This window comes from Vibrio sp. 10N.222.55.C7, assembly GCF_041473335.1.
Taxonomy (GTDB): Bacteria; Pseudomonadota; Gammaproteobacteria; order Enterobacterales; family Vibrionaceae; genus Vibrio; species Vibrio crassostreae_C.
This window is the reverse complement of record NZ_JBFRSC010000068.1, coordinates 7711-26272: the sequence shown is the minus strand read 5'-3', so window position 1 is coordinate 26272 and position 18562 is coordinate 7711. Positions and strand designations below refer to the sequence as shown.

The 18562-nt window shown below is 43.5% G+C and carries 16 protein-coding genes; 10 read left to right on the top strand and 6 right to left on the bottom strand.

The window, feature by feature from the left end; all coding sequences use genetic code 11:
• The first annotated feature begins 402 nt into the window (after positions 1-402).
• The 4 genes from codB (at position 403) to AB4482_RS21150 (ending at position 4973) form a co-directional block, all read left to right on the top strand.
• The gene (gene codB / locus AB4482_RS21165; RefSeq protein WP_032545811.1) at positions 403-1641 is read left to right on the top strand and encodes a cytosine permease; all 1239 of its coding nucleotides are present in this window, start codon (positions 403-405) and stop codon (positions 1639-1641) included.
• Between the two features lie 9 nt (positions 1642-1650).
• Complete coding sequence (locus AB4482_RS21160) at positions 1651-2928, top strand: cytosine deaminase (protein ID WP_017068656.1); 1278 nt, start codon at positions 1651-1653, stop codon at positions 2926-2928.
• A 358-nt stretch (positions 2929-3286) separates the two neighbouring features.
• Entirely contained in the window at positions 3287-3499 is a 213-nt protein-coding gene (locus AB4482_RS21155; RefSeq protein ID WP_004740083.1) for a cold-shock protein, read from the top strand.
• A 457-nt stretch (positions 3500-3956) separates the two neighbouring features.
• Complete coding sequence (locus AB4482_RS21150) at positions 3957-4973, top strand: GGDEF domain-containing protein (RefSeq protein WP_017060611.1); 1017 nt, start codon at positions 3957-3959, stop codon at positions 4971-4973.
• A 127-nt stretch (positions 4974-5100) separates the two neighbouring features.
• Here the strand turns inward: AB4482_RS21150 and AB4482_RS21145 are convergent, their stop codons facing one another.
• Positions 5101-5697: a malate synthase gene (locus AB4482_RS21145; RefSeq protein WP_017060610.1), complete on the bottom strand. Its 597-nt coding sequence runs from the start codon at positions 5695-5697 to the stop codon at positions 5101-5103.
• A gap of 169 nt (positions 5698-5866) precedes the next feature.
• Here AB4482_RS21145 and AB4482_RS21140 point away from each other — a divergent pair, with 169 nt between their 5' ends.
• The gene (locus AB4482_RS21140) at positions 5867-7396 is read left to right on the top strand and encodes a DUF3612 domain-containing protein (RefSeq protein WP_082153947.1); all 1530 of its coding nucleotides are present in this window, start codon (positions 5867-5869) and stop codon (positions 7394-7396) included.
• 567 nt (positions 7397-7963) lie between these two features.
• On the opposite strand, the gene AB4482_RS21135 is transcribed toward AB4482_RS21140, so the two are convergent.
• Both AB4482_RS21135 and AB4482_RS21130 read right to left on the bottom strand, forming a co-directional pair.
• Positions 7964-9613: a DEAD/DEAH box helicase gene (locus AB4482_RS21135; RefSeq protein ID WP_136978709.1), complete on the bottom strand. Its 1650-nt coding sequence runs from the start codon at positions 9611-9613 to the stop codon at positions 7964-7966.
• A 163-nt stretch (positions 9614-9776) separates the two neighbouring features.
• Positions 9777-11132: a diguanylate cyclase domain-containing protein gene (locus AB4482_RS21130; RefSeq protein ID WP_372181599.1), complete on the bottom strand. Its 1356-nt coding sequence runs from the start codon at positions 11130-11132 to the stop codon at positions 9777-9779.
• A 283-nt stretch (positions 11133-11415) separates the two neighbouring features.
• On the opposite strand from AB4482_RS21130, the gene AB4482_RS21125 reads away from it, so the two are divergent.
• On the top strand, positions 11416-12558 hold the full coding sequence (locus AB4482_RS21125) for a DUF3541 domain-containing protein (protein ID WP_372181597.1): 1143 nt from the start codon (positions 11416-11418) through the stop codon (positions 12556-12558).
• 144 nt (positions 12559-12702) lie between these two features.
• On the opposite strand, the gene AB4482_RS21120 is transcribed toward AB4482_RS21125, so the two are convergent.
• The 3 genes from AB4482_RS21120 to AB4482_RS21110 form a co-directional block, all read right to left on the bottom strand.
• On the bottom strand, positions 12703-13320 hold the full coding sequence (locus tag AB4482_RS21120) for a class I SAM-dependent methyltransferase (protein WP_017064868.1): 618 nt from the start codon (positions 13318-13320) through the stop codon (positions 12703-12705).
• A 45-nt stretch (positions 13321-13365) separates the two neighbouring features.
• Complete coding sequence (locus AB4482_RS21115; protein ID WP_017066500.1) at positions 13366-13635, bottom strand: hypothetical protein; 270 nt, start codon at positions 13633-13635, stop codon at positions 13366-13368.
• A 320-nt stretch (positions 13636-13955) separates the two neighbouring features.
• Positions 13956-15164, bottom strand: coding sequence for a NupC/NupG family nucleoside CNT transporter (locus tag AB4482_RS21110; RefSeq protein WP_017060598.1), 1209 nt, complete (start codon positions 15162-15164; stop codon positions 13956-13958).
• Positions 15165-15777: 613 nt separating this feature from the next.
• On the opposite strand from AB4482_RS21110, the gene AB4482_RS21105 reads away from it, so the two are divergent.
• The 4 genes from AB4482_RS21105 (at position 15778) to AB4482_RS21090 (ending at position 18521) form a co-directional block, all read left to right on the top strand.
• Positions 15778-16254: a hypothetical protein gene (locus AB4482_RS21105; RefSeq protein ID WP_372181642.1), complete on the top strand. Its 477-nt coding sequence runs from the start codon at positions 15778-15780 to the stop codon at positions 16252-16254.
• A 284-nt stretch (positions 16255-16538) separates the two neighbouring features.
• A complete protein-coding gene (locus tag AB4482_RS21100; protein ID WP_017064872.1) occupies positions 16539-16808 on the top strand; it encodes a PTS sugar transporter subunit IIB in 270 nt (89 codons plus the stop codon).
• A 10-nt stretch (positions 16809-16818) separates the two neighbouring features.
• On the top strand, positions 16819-18075 hold the full coding sequence (locus tag AB4482_RS21095) for a PTS ascorbate transporter subunit IIC (protein WP_048608964.1): 1257 nt from the start codon (positions 16819-16821) through the stop codon (positions 18073-18075).
• Positions 18072-18521 (top strand): PTS sugar transporter subunit IIA, encoded by a 450-nt coding sequence (locus AB4482_RS21090; protein ID WP_333912679.1) that lies wholly within the window; start codon positions 18072-18074, stop codon positions 18519-18521. Before AB4482_RS21095 ends, AB4482_RS21090 begins: the two co-directional genes overlap by 4 nt.
• The last annotated feature ends 41 nt before the right edge of the window (positions 18522-18562 follow it).

Here is an 18562-nt window from a genome sequence, read left to right as displayed (position 1 = left end):
GGGTCACCTAGCCAACTGACGTTGTTAGTGAACCTATTCTTGTTCACAAAATATATAGGCCAATTGCGATTATTGCGATTGGCTATTTTTTTGCCTGCAGTTTGGCCAACCGCCCTCTTTTTCGATACAGACACCCATTCAGACGTATAATAATAAGCATTCATAGCCAACCAAGAACAGCAGATAACCAACGCATTATAGAAAACGTTTTCTATTTGTTTTTTAAATAAAGACAGAAAATAACCCTATGTTTTACAATATAATTACTGCAATAACTGGTTTTTATGGGCGATTATTGACAAAATTAGCATTGACTATGTGATTTATATCACCATAATGCGCAAGTTTGCCTGCAATACGGCGACCGTTAATTTTAATTTTGATCATTTGCGGAGGTAAAAAATGGCTGCTGATAATAACTACAGTCTAGGGCCGGTTCCTACATCGGCTAGGAAAGGAGTCGCTTCACTCACCATGGTAATGCTTGGACTCACTTTCTTCTCTGCAAGTATGTGGACAGGTGGTTCACTCGGGACAGGTCTTTCATTCAACGATTTCTTCCTCGCCGTTCTCATCGGTAACCTAATCCTCGGTATTTACACTTCTTTTCTTGGCTACATCGGCTCATCTACTGGCCTCTCTACCCACCTCCTTGCTCGTTTCTCTTTCGGTACTAAAGGCTCATGGCTTCCTTCTGCTTTACTTGGTGGTACACAAGTCGGTTGGTTTGGTGTGGGTGTTGCGATGTTTGCTATTCCAGTACAAAAAGCAACGGGCATTGATACCAACACCTTGATTATCGTATCTGGCTTATTGATGACGGGTACAGTGTACTTCGGCATTCAAGCGCTAATGGTGCTTTCAGCGATTGCAGTGCCTGCGATTGCGATTCTGGGTGGTTACTCAGTACTGACTGCGGTAGACAGTGTTGGTGGACTAGAGCAATTGCAACTTATTAAACCAGAGACGCCAATGGACTTTTCAATGGCTCTTGCAATGGTTGTAGGTTCGTTCGTAAGTGCGGGTACGTTAACGGCCGATTTCGTTCGCTTTGGTAAAAAGCCAGCAAGCGCAGTATTAATTACTATGGTTGCGTTCTTCATCGGTAACTCGCTGATGTTTATCTTCGGTGCAGCAGGAGCAGCAGCAACCGGTCAGGCTGATATTTCAGATGTGATGATCGCGCAAGGTCTGCTGCTTCCAGCCATCATCGTGCTTGGCTTGAATATCTGGACAACCAATGAAAATGCACTTTATGCATCCGGTTTGGGTTTATCTAACATCACTGGTCGCTCAAGTACTACAATGTCAATCATTAACGGCATTATCGGTACGATTTTCGCACTTTGGTTATACAACAACTTCGTTGGTTGGTTAACCTTCCTTTCGCTGGCGATTCCACCAATTGGTGGCGTAATCATCGCCGACTTCTTCGCGAACCGTAAACGTTACAAAGATTTTGCAAATGCAGAGTTCCAAACCGTTAACTGGGCTGGCATTATCGCGGTAGCAACAGGCGTAGCCGCTGGTCACTTCCTACCTGGCGTTGTTCCTTTGAACGCAGTGTTAGGTGGTGCAATCAGTTACCTCGTGCTTAATCCTCTATTGAACAAAAAAGCTCTGAAATCTCAGGCCGCTTAAGGACACACTATGACAACCTTATTAATCAAGAACGCGAAACTTCAAGACCAAGAAGGCTTGAAACAGATTCTGATTGAAAATGGTCAATTTTCTCGCATTCTCGATAATGGCGCGCAAATCAATCATCAAGGCGACATCCTTGATGCTGAAGGTGGCATTGCAGTTACTCCTTTCTGTGAACCGCACATCCACCTAGATACTACTCAAACTGCTGGTGAGCCTAACTGGAACATCTCTGGCACTTTGTTTGAAGGTATTGAGCGTTGGGCTGAGCGCAAAGAACTGCTATCAATCGAAGACGTAAAGTCTCGTGCCAAGCAAACACTGAAATGGCAGATAGCTAACGGTGTTCAACACGTTCGTACACACGTTGATGTGTCTGACCCAACACTCGTTGCGTTAAGAGCGATGGTTGAAGTTCGTGAAGAGATGAAAGAGTGGGTCGACATCCAGATCGTTGCATTCCCTCAAGAAGGTATTCTTTCATACCCTAACGGCAAAGAGTTGCTTGAAGAAGCAGTGAAGATCGGCGCTGACGTTATCGGTGCTATCCCTCACTTCGAATTCACTCGTGAGTACGGGGTTGAATCTTTGCATTATGTGTTCGAGCTTGCACGCAAGTACGACTGTCTGATCGACGTTCACTGTGATGAAATCGACGACGAACAGTCTCGCTTTGTGGAAACATTAGCAGCCCTTGCTCATAAGTTTGAAATGGGCGAGAAAGTAACTGCTAGCCACACCACTGCAATGGGTTCGTACAACGGTGCTTACACATCTCGCCTGTTCCGTCTATTGAAGATGTCAGGTATCAACTTCGTGGCAAACCCGCTAGTGAACATTCACTTACAGGGCCGTTTCGACGATTACCCGAAACGCCGCGGTGTAACGCGCGTTAAAGAGATGCTAGCAGCAGACATCAACGTTTGTTTTGGCCACGATGATGTGTTTGACCCATGGTACCCACTGGGCACAGCGAACATGCTTCAAGTTCTGCACATGGGACTGCATGTAACACAGGTTATGGGCTACGACCAAATCAACAACTCACTTGATTTGATCAGCAAGAACTCTGCTCGCACATTGAACATTCAAGACAACTTCGGTATCGAAGAAGGTAAGCCAGGTAGCTTGCTGATTCTTCCTGCTGACAATGGCTTTGATGCAGTACGCCGCCAAGTACCAGTGCAGTACTCAATACGCCACGGTAAGGTGATTGCAGAGACTCAACCAGCGAAAACAAAAATAAATTTAGATCAAACTGAAGATATCAACTTTAAGCGTTAATATCGTCTATACTAATGATCAAAAGGAAGCTGAGATGCTTCCTTTTGTTGTGTTGGACGAAGCGACAAAACTATCACTAAATCAGTGTAAATCTTGTACATTCGCACGGTATGACAAAAAAAGCACAAATTTCTTAAGCAATGCGTGTACATCTCAAAAGACTGTGTTAACATGCTCTCGCTCTGTTAGCCGGAGTTATTTAAGTTAGATGAATAGTAAAAAATTGACATGTAAAATCGTTACCCGTTTTTGTAAGTAGTTTTTCCTTATTTCTTAGCAATATTAAATAATTCAATTATCAGCGCATTGCATTAAATGCAATCAACAACTTAGAAAATTTATGAATAAGGGACAAATTATGTCTAACACAAATACTGGCACTGTAAAATGGTTTAACGAAGAGAAAGGTTTCGGTTTCATTTCTCAAGACAACGGCGGCGCTGACGTATTCGTACACTTCCGTGCAATCGTTTCTGAAGGCTTCAAAACTCTGAAAGAAGGCCAAAAGGTTTCTTTCGAAGTTGAAAACGGTCAAAAAGGCCTACAAGCAGCAAACGTTGTTGCTCAATAATTAGCTCTTATAGCTAAAAAGAATTTTAAAGCGCTGATTTTTATCGGCGCTTTTTTATGCCTGCTTATAAACATTTCCCCTCTCGATACAGGCTTTCCCCCGTAAACTCTGAACAAATGCAAATCACCAGCCAAGCGTCCTCAACCTAGACTTTCTCAGTTAAAGCTCAACGATCAATTTACGTCACTTTTTGTATGCACTTCCCTAGACAACACTTAATTCTCAGCAATCTTTTGATACTAACTCACGCTACGCCGAAAGTTTGATAAGCCCAAATATGGTTAAAGAACAATCCATTAGATTACGCTTATGAATACGCAATCGATATTCATAATAAAAATGAGTTATTTATCCAACCCTCATCCACTAATCATATAATTTTTAAAGCAAAGACCTTCGAAATCCGCTAACCTTGTTCGCAAGTGGCTTAGTTGTTTTGGTATCTGCAGTAAAAATAATGAACAAAGACGAATTTCAGAAATCCACCGCAAATCTAAAAAAAGCGGTGCCTCTTATGATGAAGAACAGGGTGTCAACGACACCTGCAAATTACGCACTTTGGTACACCTATGTCGATAACGCTATTCCCCAGCTGACTCAAGACATGGATGGTGTTTTAGAACACTACGGTATTTGTCCTCCTGCCGTTGGTGAGCAGCTATACAACAATTATGTTGCCAGCAAATCCGAAACCAATATCAATGACCTTCGCGCTAATTTGGAACTGTTAGTTTCTGAAGTTTCCAATTCAATGAATGACACCCTGACCGACACCTCCGCTTTTTCTGACATGATCGATAAAAGCTTCGAGGACTTGGCTCGTGTTGATAATGAAAGCCTATCTATTGATGAAGTCATGTCCTTAGTTCGACAGCTGGTGTCTGAATCCCGTCATATTCGTCACTCTACTCAGTTTTTAAACTCTCAGCTAAACTCTGCAACCTCAGAGATCACCAAGCTAAAAACCCAGTTAGTAGAAGTTCAGAAAGATGCGCTTTTCGATAGTACAACCACACTCTATAACCGTCGCTCTTTCGACCGTGACATAGAAACCCTTTGTGAAGCACAACAATCTTTGTGTCTGATTCTTCTCGATATCGACCACTTTAAAAATTTCAACGACACCTATGGCCACTTGTTTGGCGATATGGTGCTTAAAGCGATCGCTCGCAAGCTGAAGTTAAGTTGCCGTGAAGGTATTTCTGCCTATCGATTTGGTGGTGAAGAGTTCGCGCTGATTGTGCCTAACAAGTCTTTGCGTATTGCTCGTCAACTCGCTGATACCAATCGTCGCTCTCTAGAAAAGCTGTCGATTAAAGATCGCCGCAGTGGTCAACAAGTCGGCAGTATCACTGCATCGTTTGGTGTCGCTGAACTTGAACCCGGCGAATCAGCTCAATCGCTGATTGAACGTGCTGATAAGCTACTTTATGAAGCGAAATCACTTGGCCGTAACCGAGTCATGCCTTTGTAAAACACACCAACAATGCTCTTATCGACATATTAGTCGGCTCGTATTGAGACTAGAAAGCCCCAAAGACATTATCTTCGGGGCTTTTTCTTTAGTTGTATAAATTACTTTAGCTAACTAGGATTCACCGTTAGATCTGGAAGCAATAATTCAAGCAGTAGTCTTCACCACTCTTTGCTCTGAACTCTTTATCTTCACTGCATGCCTTTGGTTTACCCTTTGCGTCACCTTGAATCAAACTGATCCAGTGGCGCATCGCTGCAATGGTCTCTTCACGCATTGTGGTTGTTGCTTCCATTGGTGATTGGCCAAACGTGGTGCATGATTCCAACTGAATATCATCAATTTCTACTAGCTCAATACAACCTGTCCCTTTGTGGCAACCAAACATCACCTCTAGGTGGCTGCCACTGCCATCTCGAAACAAGATAGAGTCTGGGTCGTTCTTCTCACCCATGTACGCTACAAACTGCTTAGGGTGCTTCAGACCGCTGTGCTGACCGTCTTTAAAGTAAGCCATAATATGGCGGTAATCGACTACGTAGCTGGTTACGTCTTGATGTGAGCCATTCTCTAGTGGGAATAGTCGATCAAGCAGCTGCTTTGCTTTCACTTGCTTTTCAGTTTGCTGATTAGCATTGATTGTCTCCACGGCAAAGACAGCTTCAGCGATAAATGGCTTTGATTGTTTTTGGATTTCTGTTTTATCGAATGTAAGCATATTCATAGTCTTTCCCTCTTGACCAGTCCGGTGATAACCACCGATTTCTACAGCAAAAATGTGTCCTAGAGCAATTATTCCAAACTAACGTTTAATTTATTTGTCATTTTGTGAATTGCTTAGTTTGTAGATTAGCGCTTTTTTACATACAATTTCACAACAAAAATTTTACAATGTGAATTTTACAAATATGGCCTTGTCAAAAAGTTTAGTTCGTCAGTCACATTTCCTAGGTACGAAAATACGTAACCTAAGAAAACGTAACCATTTAACGATGGAAGACCTGTCTGCGCGTTGTATTAGAATCGACCCAGAATGTGCTCCTTCCGTTTCTTACCTTTCAATGATTGAACGTGGAAAGCGGGTTCCGAGCATCGATATGCTGGAAGTGATTGCACAGGTCTTTCAGAAGAATCCGACGTGGTTCCTCGACGACGAATCTGAACAACAAGCCATTGCTCCTGATAAGGGGAATCGTGGTGGGATAAGTGGCATGGCGCTCGAGCCGAGCTTCCTATTCTCAAACGACATCCTGCAAATTGCGATTCCTGAGATGCTGTCACAAACGGGCATTTCAGGCCGCCAGTTTGCGCACCTCTTGATTCGAGCACACCAAGAGAGCAACCAGAACCACTTCCCTGACCTTGAGCGCGCTGCGGAAGAAGTAGGCTTAAAACGTCTTAACCTCAGCGTAGAAGACCTGATAGACATCGCTAGAAGCCTAGGAATCAACATCCGCTGGGTAACGCGAACGCCGCAAGACGTAGTCGATGAGCTCGGAATTAACGCTAAGCAGTTGGTGACATCCTTCTTTGAGCCTCCCGGTACTATCTTCTTAAACGAGATCCTTAAAGAGTACCCAACCCGTCTGAAATACGACCTTTCGGTTTATATCGGTCATTGCATTCTGCACAGCAAAGAGGGCCTAAAGAGTGTGTTGTCGGTCGGTAACAACAACACGTGGGACGACAACCAGATATCGGGATCTTCACAGCTCAACTCCCAAGATATTCTTCAAGCATGGCGAGACTTTGAATCTAGCTTCTTTGCTGGTGCACTTCTGTGTCCGAAAGTTCCGTTTAGACAGCTACTCGACCGCACTGGTTACGAAATCGACGTTCACAAAAGAGCAGGGGTTTCCCCCTCTGTTGCGATGCGTCGAATGACTGTAGTATCGCCCTACCCTCACTGGCACTACTTTGATGCTTATGGGCCGGGGAAACTCAAGGCGGTATATCGCGGAAACGGGATTCCACTGCCTTGGGGAAATATGAGAACGGTCGCTGACCCATGTCAACATTGGGCTGTGTTCCGTCGATTATCAGAACCTCGAGCGGGAAGCTCGGCTCAAATCTCCATTTTGAACGTGGGTGATGAGCCAAGAATCTACTGCTGTGAATCCATCAATATGACGGATCCTGCGGGTAACAATCGTGTGTTGTGTGCTGGTATAGATCTCAACCCTGCGATTGATGCTCAAGGCGGTAATTCAAGAGACATAGCAGAGCAGCTTAAAGCGTCATGCGTTAACAATGGTGGCTCTGTGGCAATTCCGCGTAACATCAAAAAAGATCTCACGACAATAGCCAAGATTCTAAATATAAATTGGATTGAACGTGGGATTGAGACAGAGGCGAGGCTTATCTGCTCCAGAGGTGGAGAATGCCCACGCCAACCAAGCTGTTACTCTAAGTGTGGTGAGTAAAAAAGTAATAACAAAAAATAGAACCTAAATTTCAGGCAAAAAAAAACCAATCACAATAAGGGTGATTGGTCATATATTTTGTGTGAACAAAAAAGGTTCACTAACAACGTCAGTTGGCTAGGTGACCCTCGGCTTAAGAAGGGTCACCATTACTAATGCAGCATGCGTGCCAACTTTTAAAACACGTATTTACTACGCATCTGGACACGTATTGGCCGGATATCCTTGTTTGTTTTGCAAACTGGAATTGCAAATTGCAAAATTCAACAAAAACGCTAGTGATTATGTTATTATTAATGAATAATTAAAGATTCATTACCCTTCCCAAAAATGTCATATTTCCCTTAGATTCAATCACTTTAAACAGCAATAAACCTCCCCTAGCTTACTCAAGCTATACGGTTACTCAACATAAACAACACCCTAAACAACGCCCATAAAAAAACGCGAACATTGAGATTCAATATTCGCGCTTATTCGATTTCTATGACAGAAAGAACTTAACCCACGAGACGCCTTTTTATAAAGCGACTCATGTTCGTTGCTCTTTCAATATCTCAGAAAAGATTACTTCTGAGGAGCTGGCTTAGAACGGCTTCGAGACGGTTTGTTTGTCGAAGGTTTGTTGCTTATCGGCTTATTTGACGACTTGCTTGGGCCGTAGCTACCGCCGTAACCAGACTTCTTAGGTTTGCCTGCAGGTTTACCCGCGTTGTTTGGCTTACCAGTACCGTTAGATTTACCCGCACCGCTTGGTTTGCTCAGAGTGTTCTGAGCACCTGCGTTATTTGCAGCAGGTTTATTGCCCGCACTACCGCGTTTAAAGTTGCTGCCGTTGTTTCTTACTGATTTATCTTCAGTTGTCGCAGCTGAGTTGTTTTCAGCAGGTTTCTTACCAGATGTCGGCTTACGCTTTGGAGCCGAACCATTACCAGCTACATGACGCTTGTTCTTACCTGCTGGCTTGTGCCCGCGAGCGTTATCACCAGAGCGTTGACCATCAGCATGTTCACGTGGCTGTTTTGCTTTCTTCGGTTTCTTAGGCTTGATTGGACGTGAATCCAAGCGAGACTCAGGTAACTTATTTACTGGAGAGAAACCTTCCAGTTCACGACGCTCTAGCACTTGTTGAATCAGGCGTTCAATACCGAACAGCTCACCCACTTCATCAGCACAAACCAATGAAATCGCTTTACCTACTTCACCTGCACGGCCAGTACGACCGATACGGTGTACATAGTCTTCTGATACATGAGGAAGATCGAAGTTAACTACTTGAGGCAGTTGCGGGATATCGATACCACGAGCGGCGATATCAGTTGCAACAAGTACTCGTACCTTACCTGTTTTGAAGTTCTCTAAGGCTTTAGTACGTGCACCTTGGCTCTTGTTACCATGGATAGGTGCAGCAGTGATGTCTTGCTCTTCAAGGAAGCGAGCAAGCTTGTTCGCACCGTGTTTCGTCTTGCTGAACACCAACACTTGTTGCCAATCGTTATCTTTGATTAGCTTCGCTAGCATTGCGCTCTTTTTCTTTTTGTCTACTGGGTAGATGCTTTGCTCAACCGTTTTTGCCGTTGAGTTTGCAGGGCTTACTGAAATCTCAACAGGATTGTTCACCAAGCCTTTCGCTAAGCTGCGGATATCATCAGAGAACGTCGCTGAGAACAGTAGGTTCTGACGCTTCTTAGGCAAGAAAGCTAAGATCTTACGAATATCGCGGATGAAACCCATGTCTAGCATGCGGTCCGCTTCATCTAGCACTAGGATTTCTAGTTGGTCAAAACGCACTGCATTTTGGTTGTATAGGTCAAGTAGACGACCAGGTGTTGCCACCAACACGTCACTACCTTTACGCAGTTTTTGCATCTGAGGGTTAATCTTCACACCACCAAACACTACCGTCGAAGTCAGCGGTAAGTTAATACCGTACTTCACTACGCTGCCATTCACTTGCGCAGCAAGCTCACGAGTTGGCGTTAGCACGAGCGCACGAACTTGGTTCTGACGTACGCGAGTACCTTTCGATAACATTTCAAGAATAGGTAGCGTGAAGCCTGCAGTTTTACCTGTACCTGTTTGAGCAGCGGCCATAACATCTTTGCCCGTTAGGACAGCTGGCACGGCTTTCTCTTGTATTGGTGATGGCTTATCGTAACCTTGTGCTTCAATAGCTTTAAGGATCGGTTCAGAAAGGCCAAGGGAGGTAAAACTCATAGATTATTTTCTCAGTTGAATAACATTTAGTATGAGCAACACGTTAAAAAGTGCGTTGCTTCAGCTTTTGCTCATCAAATACATTGATACGGAGCAAAGCGCGGTATTCTGAGGCTTTTCCGCCCATTCAGCAACTAAATTCTAATCGCAGCTAAAATTCAACCTAGATAACTTGTCGCTTCTGTTCGTACATTTTTTCATCAGCGGCTTTCAAGAGCGCATCGACATCATTGTAGTTACTATTGTGAATAACCCAACCCACACTGATTCTGAGATAAATAGAGTGCGCTTCGTACACAACTGGCGCCGAGCATATCTCCTTTCGTAGTTTAGTCACGATTGAAGATACGTGTTGATCATCGATGATGCGTGGCAACAAGACCAAGAACTCATCACCGCCTATCCTTGCAACGATATCTGAAACACGCAGCTCACTTCTTATGCGGTTAGCACACTCGATCAATACCTGATCGCCTGCCGCGTGACCATAAGTGTCGTTGATTGCTTTAAACCCATCGAGGTCGATATTTACAACGGCAAAGGTTCTCGCTCTCTGTTTTTGAGTGGTTTTGAAGGCCTGTTTGAGGCTATACATGAAGTATCGACGATTCGGTAACATCGTTAGCTCATCATGCATAGAGCGGCTATCTGCAATCCGGTACAGACGATAAATAGTAAAGAAGGCAAACGCCAACACTAATATAATGGAGTAGCCTACCAGCCTTACCGCTTGGATTCGATACCAAGGCTCATCCATCAATACATGTTCGTTACCGGAGAGAGCAAGGTACCAACCCCCGTATGGGAAACTCACCTGTTCAGTGGCGAACGCATTATCGAACACATCCTGAGTGCCATAAAAGACAGCGCCATCTTTCCCTGAACTGTTTGCACCACGAATTGCTAATTCATACTTGTTCTCTATCTTGCCGATTCCAACATCTTCAAACAGCTCATCTAAACCGATAACAGCACTGGAGACACCCCAGTAATCTTGATTGAAAGGCGGGTCTCGGAAGATCGGAGTGCGTGCAATGAGGGCTTGTCCACCTTGAAACAGCTCAAAAGGACCGGCAATAAAGGTGTTGCCAAGATTACGGGCTATCTCAACAGACTCCCATTGATTTGGGTGATCACGATAATTAATACCGAGAATCTGCTCATTACCTTCCATCGGGTAAACAAAGTTTAGAATGTCGTCTTTGGCGAGTCCGATAAGTCGAATATGGAAGCCATCTTGAATGATATTCTCAGCAATCTTATCCCAATTTTTCACCTCACCATCGGGGTTGATGGTCACTAAGGTCGAGAAATTATTGAGGATATACATATCTGACACGATCGCGGCTTCAATCCGAGAACGAATAATGGATAGTTGCTTTTTTGCCTCTGAATACGATTCGTTTTTAAGAAAAGTTAATTGCTTGGCATGAAAGAACTCAATTGCGCTTACTATCGCAAGGAAAAAAAGAAAAGATACTACTCTGGCAGACCACTGCTTGCTAGAACCACTTGGCATTTACGAACCTCTAACACTATTGTTCTATATACTGCCTTATAACGGCTCATTTCTGGCTTATTGCCCCAGTATGCCGCTAAGTCATTAAAAATCCATACTGACGTCGACTATCTATCAAATATTGAGTGATCCATCACTTCAAACTTCTTTACTAAACGAATGGTTTAATCAAAAAGGGTTAGTGAACCTTATAAAGCTTACATTGTATTGACTCAACGCTTACATTGAAGGATTCATCAATGTTATTTTACATAGACTAATAATCAGCTTGGTACCTCACGACATGAAGTTAAAAACTATCACACTGTGTACATTGCTATCAGCCTCGGTTGCCGTTCACGCACAAGAAAACGTTCAAGCGCCAACCGCAGTGAACGTTCAATCCCAAGCAGATTCGCTCAATTCTCAAGAACAATCTTTCAAGCAATCTGCAGACCTAATTCGCACCACCTACGAAAGCCAGCTTTACACCCTGCCTGCATTCAAAGAAGGTCACTACGGGCTGCGCATGTATCGTCAAACATTAGACGATAAGTATTCAGCGGCGGTGTGGAGCGACATGGCTCGAGTGGCAAGCAAGCTCAGCACCCTGTCGAATGACGTTCAAACCATGGAACAAATCGTACTCTACTCAGAGAAGCGAGTTGCATCTTATATTGGTGATAACGATGAGCGCAGTATTCGACGCTACAACATCACCAAGCACATGCCTGAATACCTTTACCTTGGTGTTGACCTTCTAGGCTCTATGGCTCGTGCTAACGAATACGGTTTAGAACACAAGAACGATGCCAAGCTACGCGAAATCATTCGTCGCTATGACTTCTCACGATACGTGACCAATGAAGACATGGTGAAAGCGTGGGCCGCTCAATTAGCGAATCAGGTTTACTGGTTGCGCCAACTGGGTGAGCAGGATGTCGTTGATGAGTTTGTCGATACCTTCAAAAAAGCCTACCCAGATTCGCAAGACAGGAAGCTTTCAAGCCAGCAATACGGCAATAAGATCTATGGTATGACCCATGTGATCTTTGGTGATTCAGAATATTACCAACATCAAGTAAGCGAACAAGACCATCAATGGATCTACGATTACTTTAGAGAAAACATCGATACGATTCTGCTGCGTGCGAAAGAAGATGTCATTGCTGAGGTTGGATTAACCTTCTTGTTGGCAGGTTTAGAAGATGACCCAGTTGTAGAGAAAACTCGACTCGCGATTCAAGCTTCAATCGATGAGAAACAAGGCATGATCCCTTCAATTACTGGCGATTTTGACCTTGAGTACGGTGAACACCGCAACGTATTAGCAATCATGCTACTCGATTGGCAGCAAGTGAATGAAGCGCCGACTTATGAAGACAACCCTAAGGTGTTTACTAACATCCCTTACGGACTCATTAAAAACCAACCACCGAAGAACTAGCAACATACCTAGCCTAGGTTCATCATAGAACCCAAAAAGCCTCATACCTTTCAAGGCTGCGGCTTTTTGCTGTTTACTACGTCAGTACTCGTATCAAAAGTTGTTAATATCAAAACCTGCGTAAAGATAAAAACAAAGACGACATCAAGCTCCTGACACGGCTTTGTTCATCACTATCGTAAAATCCCCTTCTGCGTAGCCCTCCGTTAAAGAGACATCATCGCAGAGCGTTTTACAGAAACGATAGACACCTTGAGGGTGATAACTCATCAAGGTATTACGCGAAGGATACTGGCTTGAGTTGAGAAGATTAAAAATCACCGTCTGATTCGCCAGTTCATACATGCGAGTAATCATGTTTGTCAGATAATCAGAATCACGAGAGATGTAGTTCAGTGAACCACTAGCGATGACAATGTCGTGCGCCTCAAGGTTCATTTTGCTCATATCACCCGCCAAAAACTGACAACGATCTTCTGTGTAGTTTTGCTTCGCCTTCTTAAGAAAGCCTGCGTGTTGGTCAACGCCGGTATAAGATTGAATACGATAGATGCTGTCGAGCAGTTCAAACAGCTCGCCATAGCCGCAACCCAAATCTAAAACACTCTTCTTTTCGAAGTCCGCCGCACGAGCGATTACTTCAAAGCGACACAATTGACTCTCTTCGCTAGTCCAACCTAAAGCTTTAGCCTTGTCGCCATTCGAGCGGTTAGTTTGTTTCCGATGATAGCGATACACCTTCCAACGATCGAGCCAGTGCATTCAAATCAGTCCTACTTCAATGAACATCAGCACACCTTGATAAGATTAAACTTTAGAACTTGAAGAAAAGAGCCCACCGATTTTATAACCGATCGCATAGCAAACCACGGCGACAGTAACAAACACCAATGCCGAGAAGAAATACGCTACAGACGCTGCGACACCTGCCCCCCACACGACACTAAACACCAAACCGAGATAAGCCTCTTTTGGCCACTGGTAGATAGGAAACTGAGCGCCGCCAGCAATTAGGTAAACCATCGCAAACAAGCCAATGAAGGTAACAATAAGACCGATGAGAACGCGAATATTCATGGAGAGACCCTTGATTAATTTAGCTTGGTTGCCATTGTTCCTAATCGAAAGCGGATATGCTTAGTCGAAACCGAATATTCTCAATCGAAGCCGAATGTTATTAATCGCAACCTGATGATATTCAAGTATATCGGATAAAAGGAACTGGCTCTATTACTCTTCCGAGTGAGCTTTTACTCACTATAGACAAATCACAGTCGACGGCCAAAACCTGATTTCGCCTGATTAACAGGCACAAAAAAGCGGACACCCTCCTTACGTTAACTCCGTAAGTAAGATATCCGCTTTTACTCAATTTAGGCGCTTTAACTGAATCTAGCTTAAAGCAGGATGAAAATACCCGCTAAACATGCACTCATTAAGTTTGCTAGCGTACCAGCAGCTACTGCTTTCAAACCTAAGTTTGCCACTTCAGCACGGCGCTCTGGTGCCATAACACCGATTGAACCTAACTGAATCGCGATAGAACCAATGTTAGCAAAGCCACATAGAGCAAAAGTCACGATTACTTGGCTGTGTTCAGATAGTAAAGCTTTGTTCTCAACGAAGTCGATGAAAGCAACAAACTCGTTCATAACGATCTTCTGACCGATGTAAGAACCTGCCATCAATACTTCATCACTCGGAATACCGATTAGCCATGCAAGAGGCGAGAACAGGTAACCGAAGATAGCTTGCAGTGTAATGCCCGCAAAACCGAACGTTTCACCTAGGCTTTCTAGGCCAGTGTTGACCATCGCAATCACACTCACGAAGGCAACCAACATAGTACCAACCGCTACCGCAACCTTCATACCGTTCATCGCGCCGCTTGCCAGTGCATCAATCACGTTGCTTTGGTCAGCTTTATCGAGCTCAATGTGGTCGTAATCACTTGGTGTGCTGCGCTCAGGAACGATGATCTTCGCCATCAACAGGCTACCCGGAGCCGCCATAAAGCTTGCAGCGATAAGGTATTTAAGCTCAACACCAAGGCCAGCATAACCACCAAGTACACTACCCGCTACCGACGCCATACCACCTGCCATTACAGCAAACAGTTCCGAACGAGTCATAGACTTTAAAAAGGGACGAATTAGAAGAGGAGACTCACCCTGAGAAAGGAAGATATTACCTGTAGCAACCAGAGATTCAGCTTTACTTGTACCCAGCAGTTTTTGCACCGCTCCGCCCAAGATTTGAATCACTTTTTGCATGACGCCTAAGTAATAAAGCGCAGAAATCAAAGCACTGAAGAAGATAATGATTGGAAGTACGCGAACCGCGAAAATGAAGCCTTCAGTAGCAAGGTCACCGAAAAGAAATGCGATACCAACATCTGCAAAACCAAGCAGGCTAGAAACACCGTTACTTAAGCTTGTTAGCGCTAATTGTCCCCATGGGAAATACAATACTAAGGCTGCAAAACCGATTTGAAGTAATAGTGCACGAGAGACCGTTTTCCAGTTAATTGAAGAACGACTTTCAGATAGCAGGTACGCGCAAGCAATCAGTGCAAGAACACCGACAAAACCAAATAGAATATTCATAATGTGTCCTAGTAATCCTTAAAGAGTGAACATGAGCCAAGCAAATGACATCAAAGGAACAGGACAAAGAACCGCAAGCAAAACGCTACGCGATGAAGGAGCTAACAGGGTTAGCGAATGTAACAACGAGTTGTTCATGTAAAAAATCACCTTATACAAGCAGTGGAACGTAGCTGGTCCGGTCCGTGGGGTCATTCACATATCCATGTGACGGCTTGTATTGGCTAAGCACCGGCTTAAAACCGGAAGAGAAGTATAAACAGTTAAGTGAGACGTTCATCACATTTTTTGACGCAAACGATCGCGCGGTCAAGGATTAGCCAAAACGTATTGTTTATCGTCGTTTTCGTGCTTCAAAACTGTAAACAATCTGTAGGGAGTTGAATTTGTAATGTTAAGTCTTTAAGTGTGTGAGCGTAATCACTCGGTTAATTCTGTGTGATTCTTACTACTTTTCTGTGCTCTGCCTCATTTCCAGAGACTTCAAGATTCATCTTAAGTTTAGATGCGTATATACTTTGTGTGATCTCACCAAATAATTATCTATAAAATACCAATAGAGCTGATTAGATATAACAGCCATCGAGACTAAGAGAGGAAACACGTGAAGAAAATGGAAGCTCCGCACGACATGAACAATGGAGCTAGATTCAAAACAAATAGACACGGCTATGTGACAGTAGTTGAATATTATAATACCTATACTGTTATTGTCGCGTTTGAAAATACCGGAAATATCCGCGCTATCAGTGCGGCGAAATTACGTACAGGTCAACTTACCGATCGCTCTGTTGCGCCTGAATCAATTATGATTGGTGAAAAGGTTGAATCGGTTAAACACGGGATATTAACCATTACTCACGTTGAATCTGAAAATATTGTGGTACTGACCAATGCCAATAACGAAGAAATTAGAATGTTATTGCCTGCCGTACAAAAAATGAAAGATAAAACTGAAGAAGTCGACAGTGAAAATATTGCCTCACCAAAACCAACCTCTCTTAGCCAACTGACTAAAAGAAATAAAAAGACCAAAGACGTTAATAGCATGCTTAAGAAAATGCTTACTGACTACGGTCGATACGATTAATTCTCTATTTTCTACAATAAAGCCTCTTTAGATTTATATTCTGATATAAAAACTAATTAAGCCTGCCTTTATCAATAAAATACGTTGCATATTCGAGTGAAAAGTTAAATTTGATCAAAGTCTCACTCTGGATCTTTACTACAAATTAACGAGATCTACATCACAATCTCATTTTAGCTTTGTGATGGAGATCTTATTGAAATCTGAATATTTCCATTACTATGCTCTCACACAATAAGAGAACGAAGTTTCTCAACCCCTAAAATCCAATTGAGACAAATATTATGAAAAAGATTCTTGTAGTTTGCGGTAACGGCCTTGGTACTTCTCTAATGATGGAAATGGCAGTAAAAGAAGTCGCTAAAAAAATCGGTTTCGAAGCAGAAGTTGATCACGAAGATCTATCATCTGCAGCATCAAGCAATGCAGATATTTGGGTTGCAGCAACAGACGTTGCAAACCAACTAAAAGACGCTGGTAAAGAGAACATCATCAGCCTTAAAAATATTTTTGACAAAGCATCTATTGAAGAACAACTAAAAACTTTCATGTAAGGTCAAAATTATGCAAAACTTTTTCGAGTTCATGCTCGGCTTATTAAAAGAGCCGGCGATCATGGTGGGTTTAATTGCTTTTATTGGCCTAGTTGCACAAAAAGCAGATGTTTCTACCATTCTAAAAGGCACAATTAAAACCGTAATGGGTTTCCTAATTTTAGGTTTTGGTGCTGGCGCTCTTGTTGGCGCACTAAATAACTTCTCAGTTGTATTTACTGAAGCATTCGGCGTAAGTGGTGTTATTCCAAATAACGAAGCAATTGTTGCATTAGCACAAGAAGCATTCGGTTATGAAATGGCTCTAATTATGTTCTTCGCATTCGTTGTGAATATTTTATTGGCTCGTATTACTCCTTTAAAATATATTTTCTTAACGGGTCACCACACAATGTTCATGTCTATGCTGGTAGCGGTAATCCTGTCTACAGCTAACATCGAAGGCACTGCTCTAGTTGCAATCGGCTCGATCATTGTGGGTTCACTGATGGTTATCATGCCTGCACTTGCTCAAAAATACACAGAGAAAGTGATGGGTACAGATCAACTGGCGATGGGTCACTTCTCAACGTTCTCATACTTAGTATCGGGTTACATTGGTAGCAAGTTTGGTGACACTTCCAAATCAACAGAAGACATCAACGTACCTAAGAGCTTAATGTTCCTGCGTGATACACCCGTTGCTGTAGCAACAACAATGGCTATCTTCTTTATGTTTGCTTCAATAGTTGCTGGCGGTGACTTTGTTGAAACAGTATCAAACGGTCAGAACTGGGTAGTATTCACCTTCATGCAGTCTCTTGTGTTTGCCGGTGGTGTTTACATCGTACTGCAAGGTGTGAAGATGCTGATTGCTGAAATCGTTCCTGCATTCAAAGGTATCTCTGACAAACTCGTACCGGGTGCAAAACCTGCTCTAGACTGCCCTATGGTATTCCCTGTAGCACCAAACGCGGTACTTATCGGTTTCCTTTGTTCTTTCGCTGCTGGCCTACTAGCAATGGCAGTTCAAGGCGCGCTTGGCTGGACAATCATTGTAGCTGGCGTCGTTCCACACTTCTTCGTAGGTGGTGCAGCAGGCGTTTACGGTAATGCGACAGGCGGTCTACGCGGTGCAATTCTTGGTTCGTTCACGCAAGGTCTGTGTATCTCTTTCCTACCAATGCTACTGCTTCCAGTACTGGGTGGCCTTGGTCTTGAAGCGACAACGTTTGCTGACTTCGACTTCGGTGTTGTTGGTCTTATCCTAGGGTGGATTGTTTCATGAGCTTATTTGATTTAATTGGTAACCAAGGCGTTATCATCAACTCTGACGAAAACCTAACGGTTGATGCGGCGATTGATGTGACTTGTTCAACACTGCTAGCGAGCAACAAAATCGAAGCAAGCTATGTTGAAGCTATCAAGCAAAAGCATAAGGACATTGGCGCGTACTATGTTCTAGCACCAAAGATTGCGATGCCTCATGCTCGCCCTGAAGATGGTGTGAACGAAGCATCACTGCAAGTAACGGTATTCAAGAAGGGTGTTGATTTAGAGTCAGAAGACAACGGTGACGTTTACCTTTCGATTACTCTGGCGGCGATGGACTCAGATAGCCACATCCATACGATTATGGCGCTATCAGAGTTGTTCCAAAATGATGATGACATTGATGCCATCATCGCAGCGGAAACTGAGCAAGCGATCATCGAGATCTTAAAACGATACTAATCTCGATATAAAGATCCTGATAAGCACCAGAAACAGAAAAG

Coding starts and splice junctions, on each gene's coding strand:
- codB (WP_032545811.1), top strand. CDS start 403: ATGGCTGCTGATAATAACTACAGTCTAGGGCCGGTTCCTACATCGGCT.
- AB4482_RS21160 (WP_017068656.1), top strand. CDS start 1,651: ATGACAACCTTATTAATCAAGAACGCGAAACTTCAAGACCAAGAAGGC.
- AB4482_RS21155 (WP_004740083.1), top strand. CDS start 3,287: ATGTCTAACACAAATACTGGCACTGTAAAATGGTTTAACGAAGAGAAA.
- AB4482_RS21150 (WP_017060611.1), top strand. CDS start 3,957: ATGAACAAAGACGAATTTCAGAAATCCACCGCAAATCTAAAAAAAGCG.
- AB4482_RS21145 (WP_017060610.1), bottom strand. CDS start 5,697: ATGAATATGCTTACATTCGATAAAACAGAAATCCAAAAACAATCAAAG.
- AB4482_RS21135 (WP_136978709.1), bottom strand. CDS start 9,613: ATGAGTTTTACCTCCCTTGGCCTTTCTGAACCGATCCTTAAAGCTATT.
- AB4482_RS21130 (WP_372181599.1), bottom strand. CDS start 11,132: ATGCCAAGTGGTTCTAGCAAGCAGTGGTCTGCCAGAGTAGTATCTTTT.
- AB4482_RS21125 (WP_372181597.1), top strand. CDS start 11,416: ATGAAGTTAAAAACTATCACACTGTGTACATTGCTATCAGCCTCGGTT.
- AB4482_RS21120 (WP_017064868.1), bottom strand. CDS start 13,320: ATGCACTGGCTCGATCGTTGGAAGGTGTATCGCTATCATCGGAAACAA.
- AB4482_RS21115 (WP_017066500.1), bottom strand. CDS start 13,635: ATGAATATTCGCGTTCTCATCGGTCTTATTGTTACCTTCATTGGCTTG.
- AB4482_RS21110 (WP_017060598.1), bottom strand. CDS start 15,164: ATGAATATTCTATTTGGTTTTGTCGGTGTTCTTGCACTGATTGCTTGC.
- AB4482_RS21105 (WP_372181642.1), top strand. CDS start 15,778: ATGGAAGCTCCGCACGACATGAACAATGGAGCTAGATTCAAAACAAAT.
- AB4482_RS21100 (WP_017064872.1), top strand. CDS start 16,539: ATGAAAAAGATTCTTGTAGTTTGCGGTAACGGCCTTGGTACTTCTCTA.
- AB4482_RS21095 (WP_048608964.1), top strand. CDS start 16,819: ATGCAAAACTTTTTCGAGTTCATGCTCGGCTTATTAAAAGAGCCGGCG.
- AB4482_RS21090 (WP_333912679.1), top strand. CDS start 18,072: ATGAGCTTATTTGATTTAATTGGTAACCAAGGCGTTATCATCAACTCT.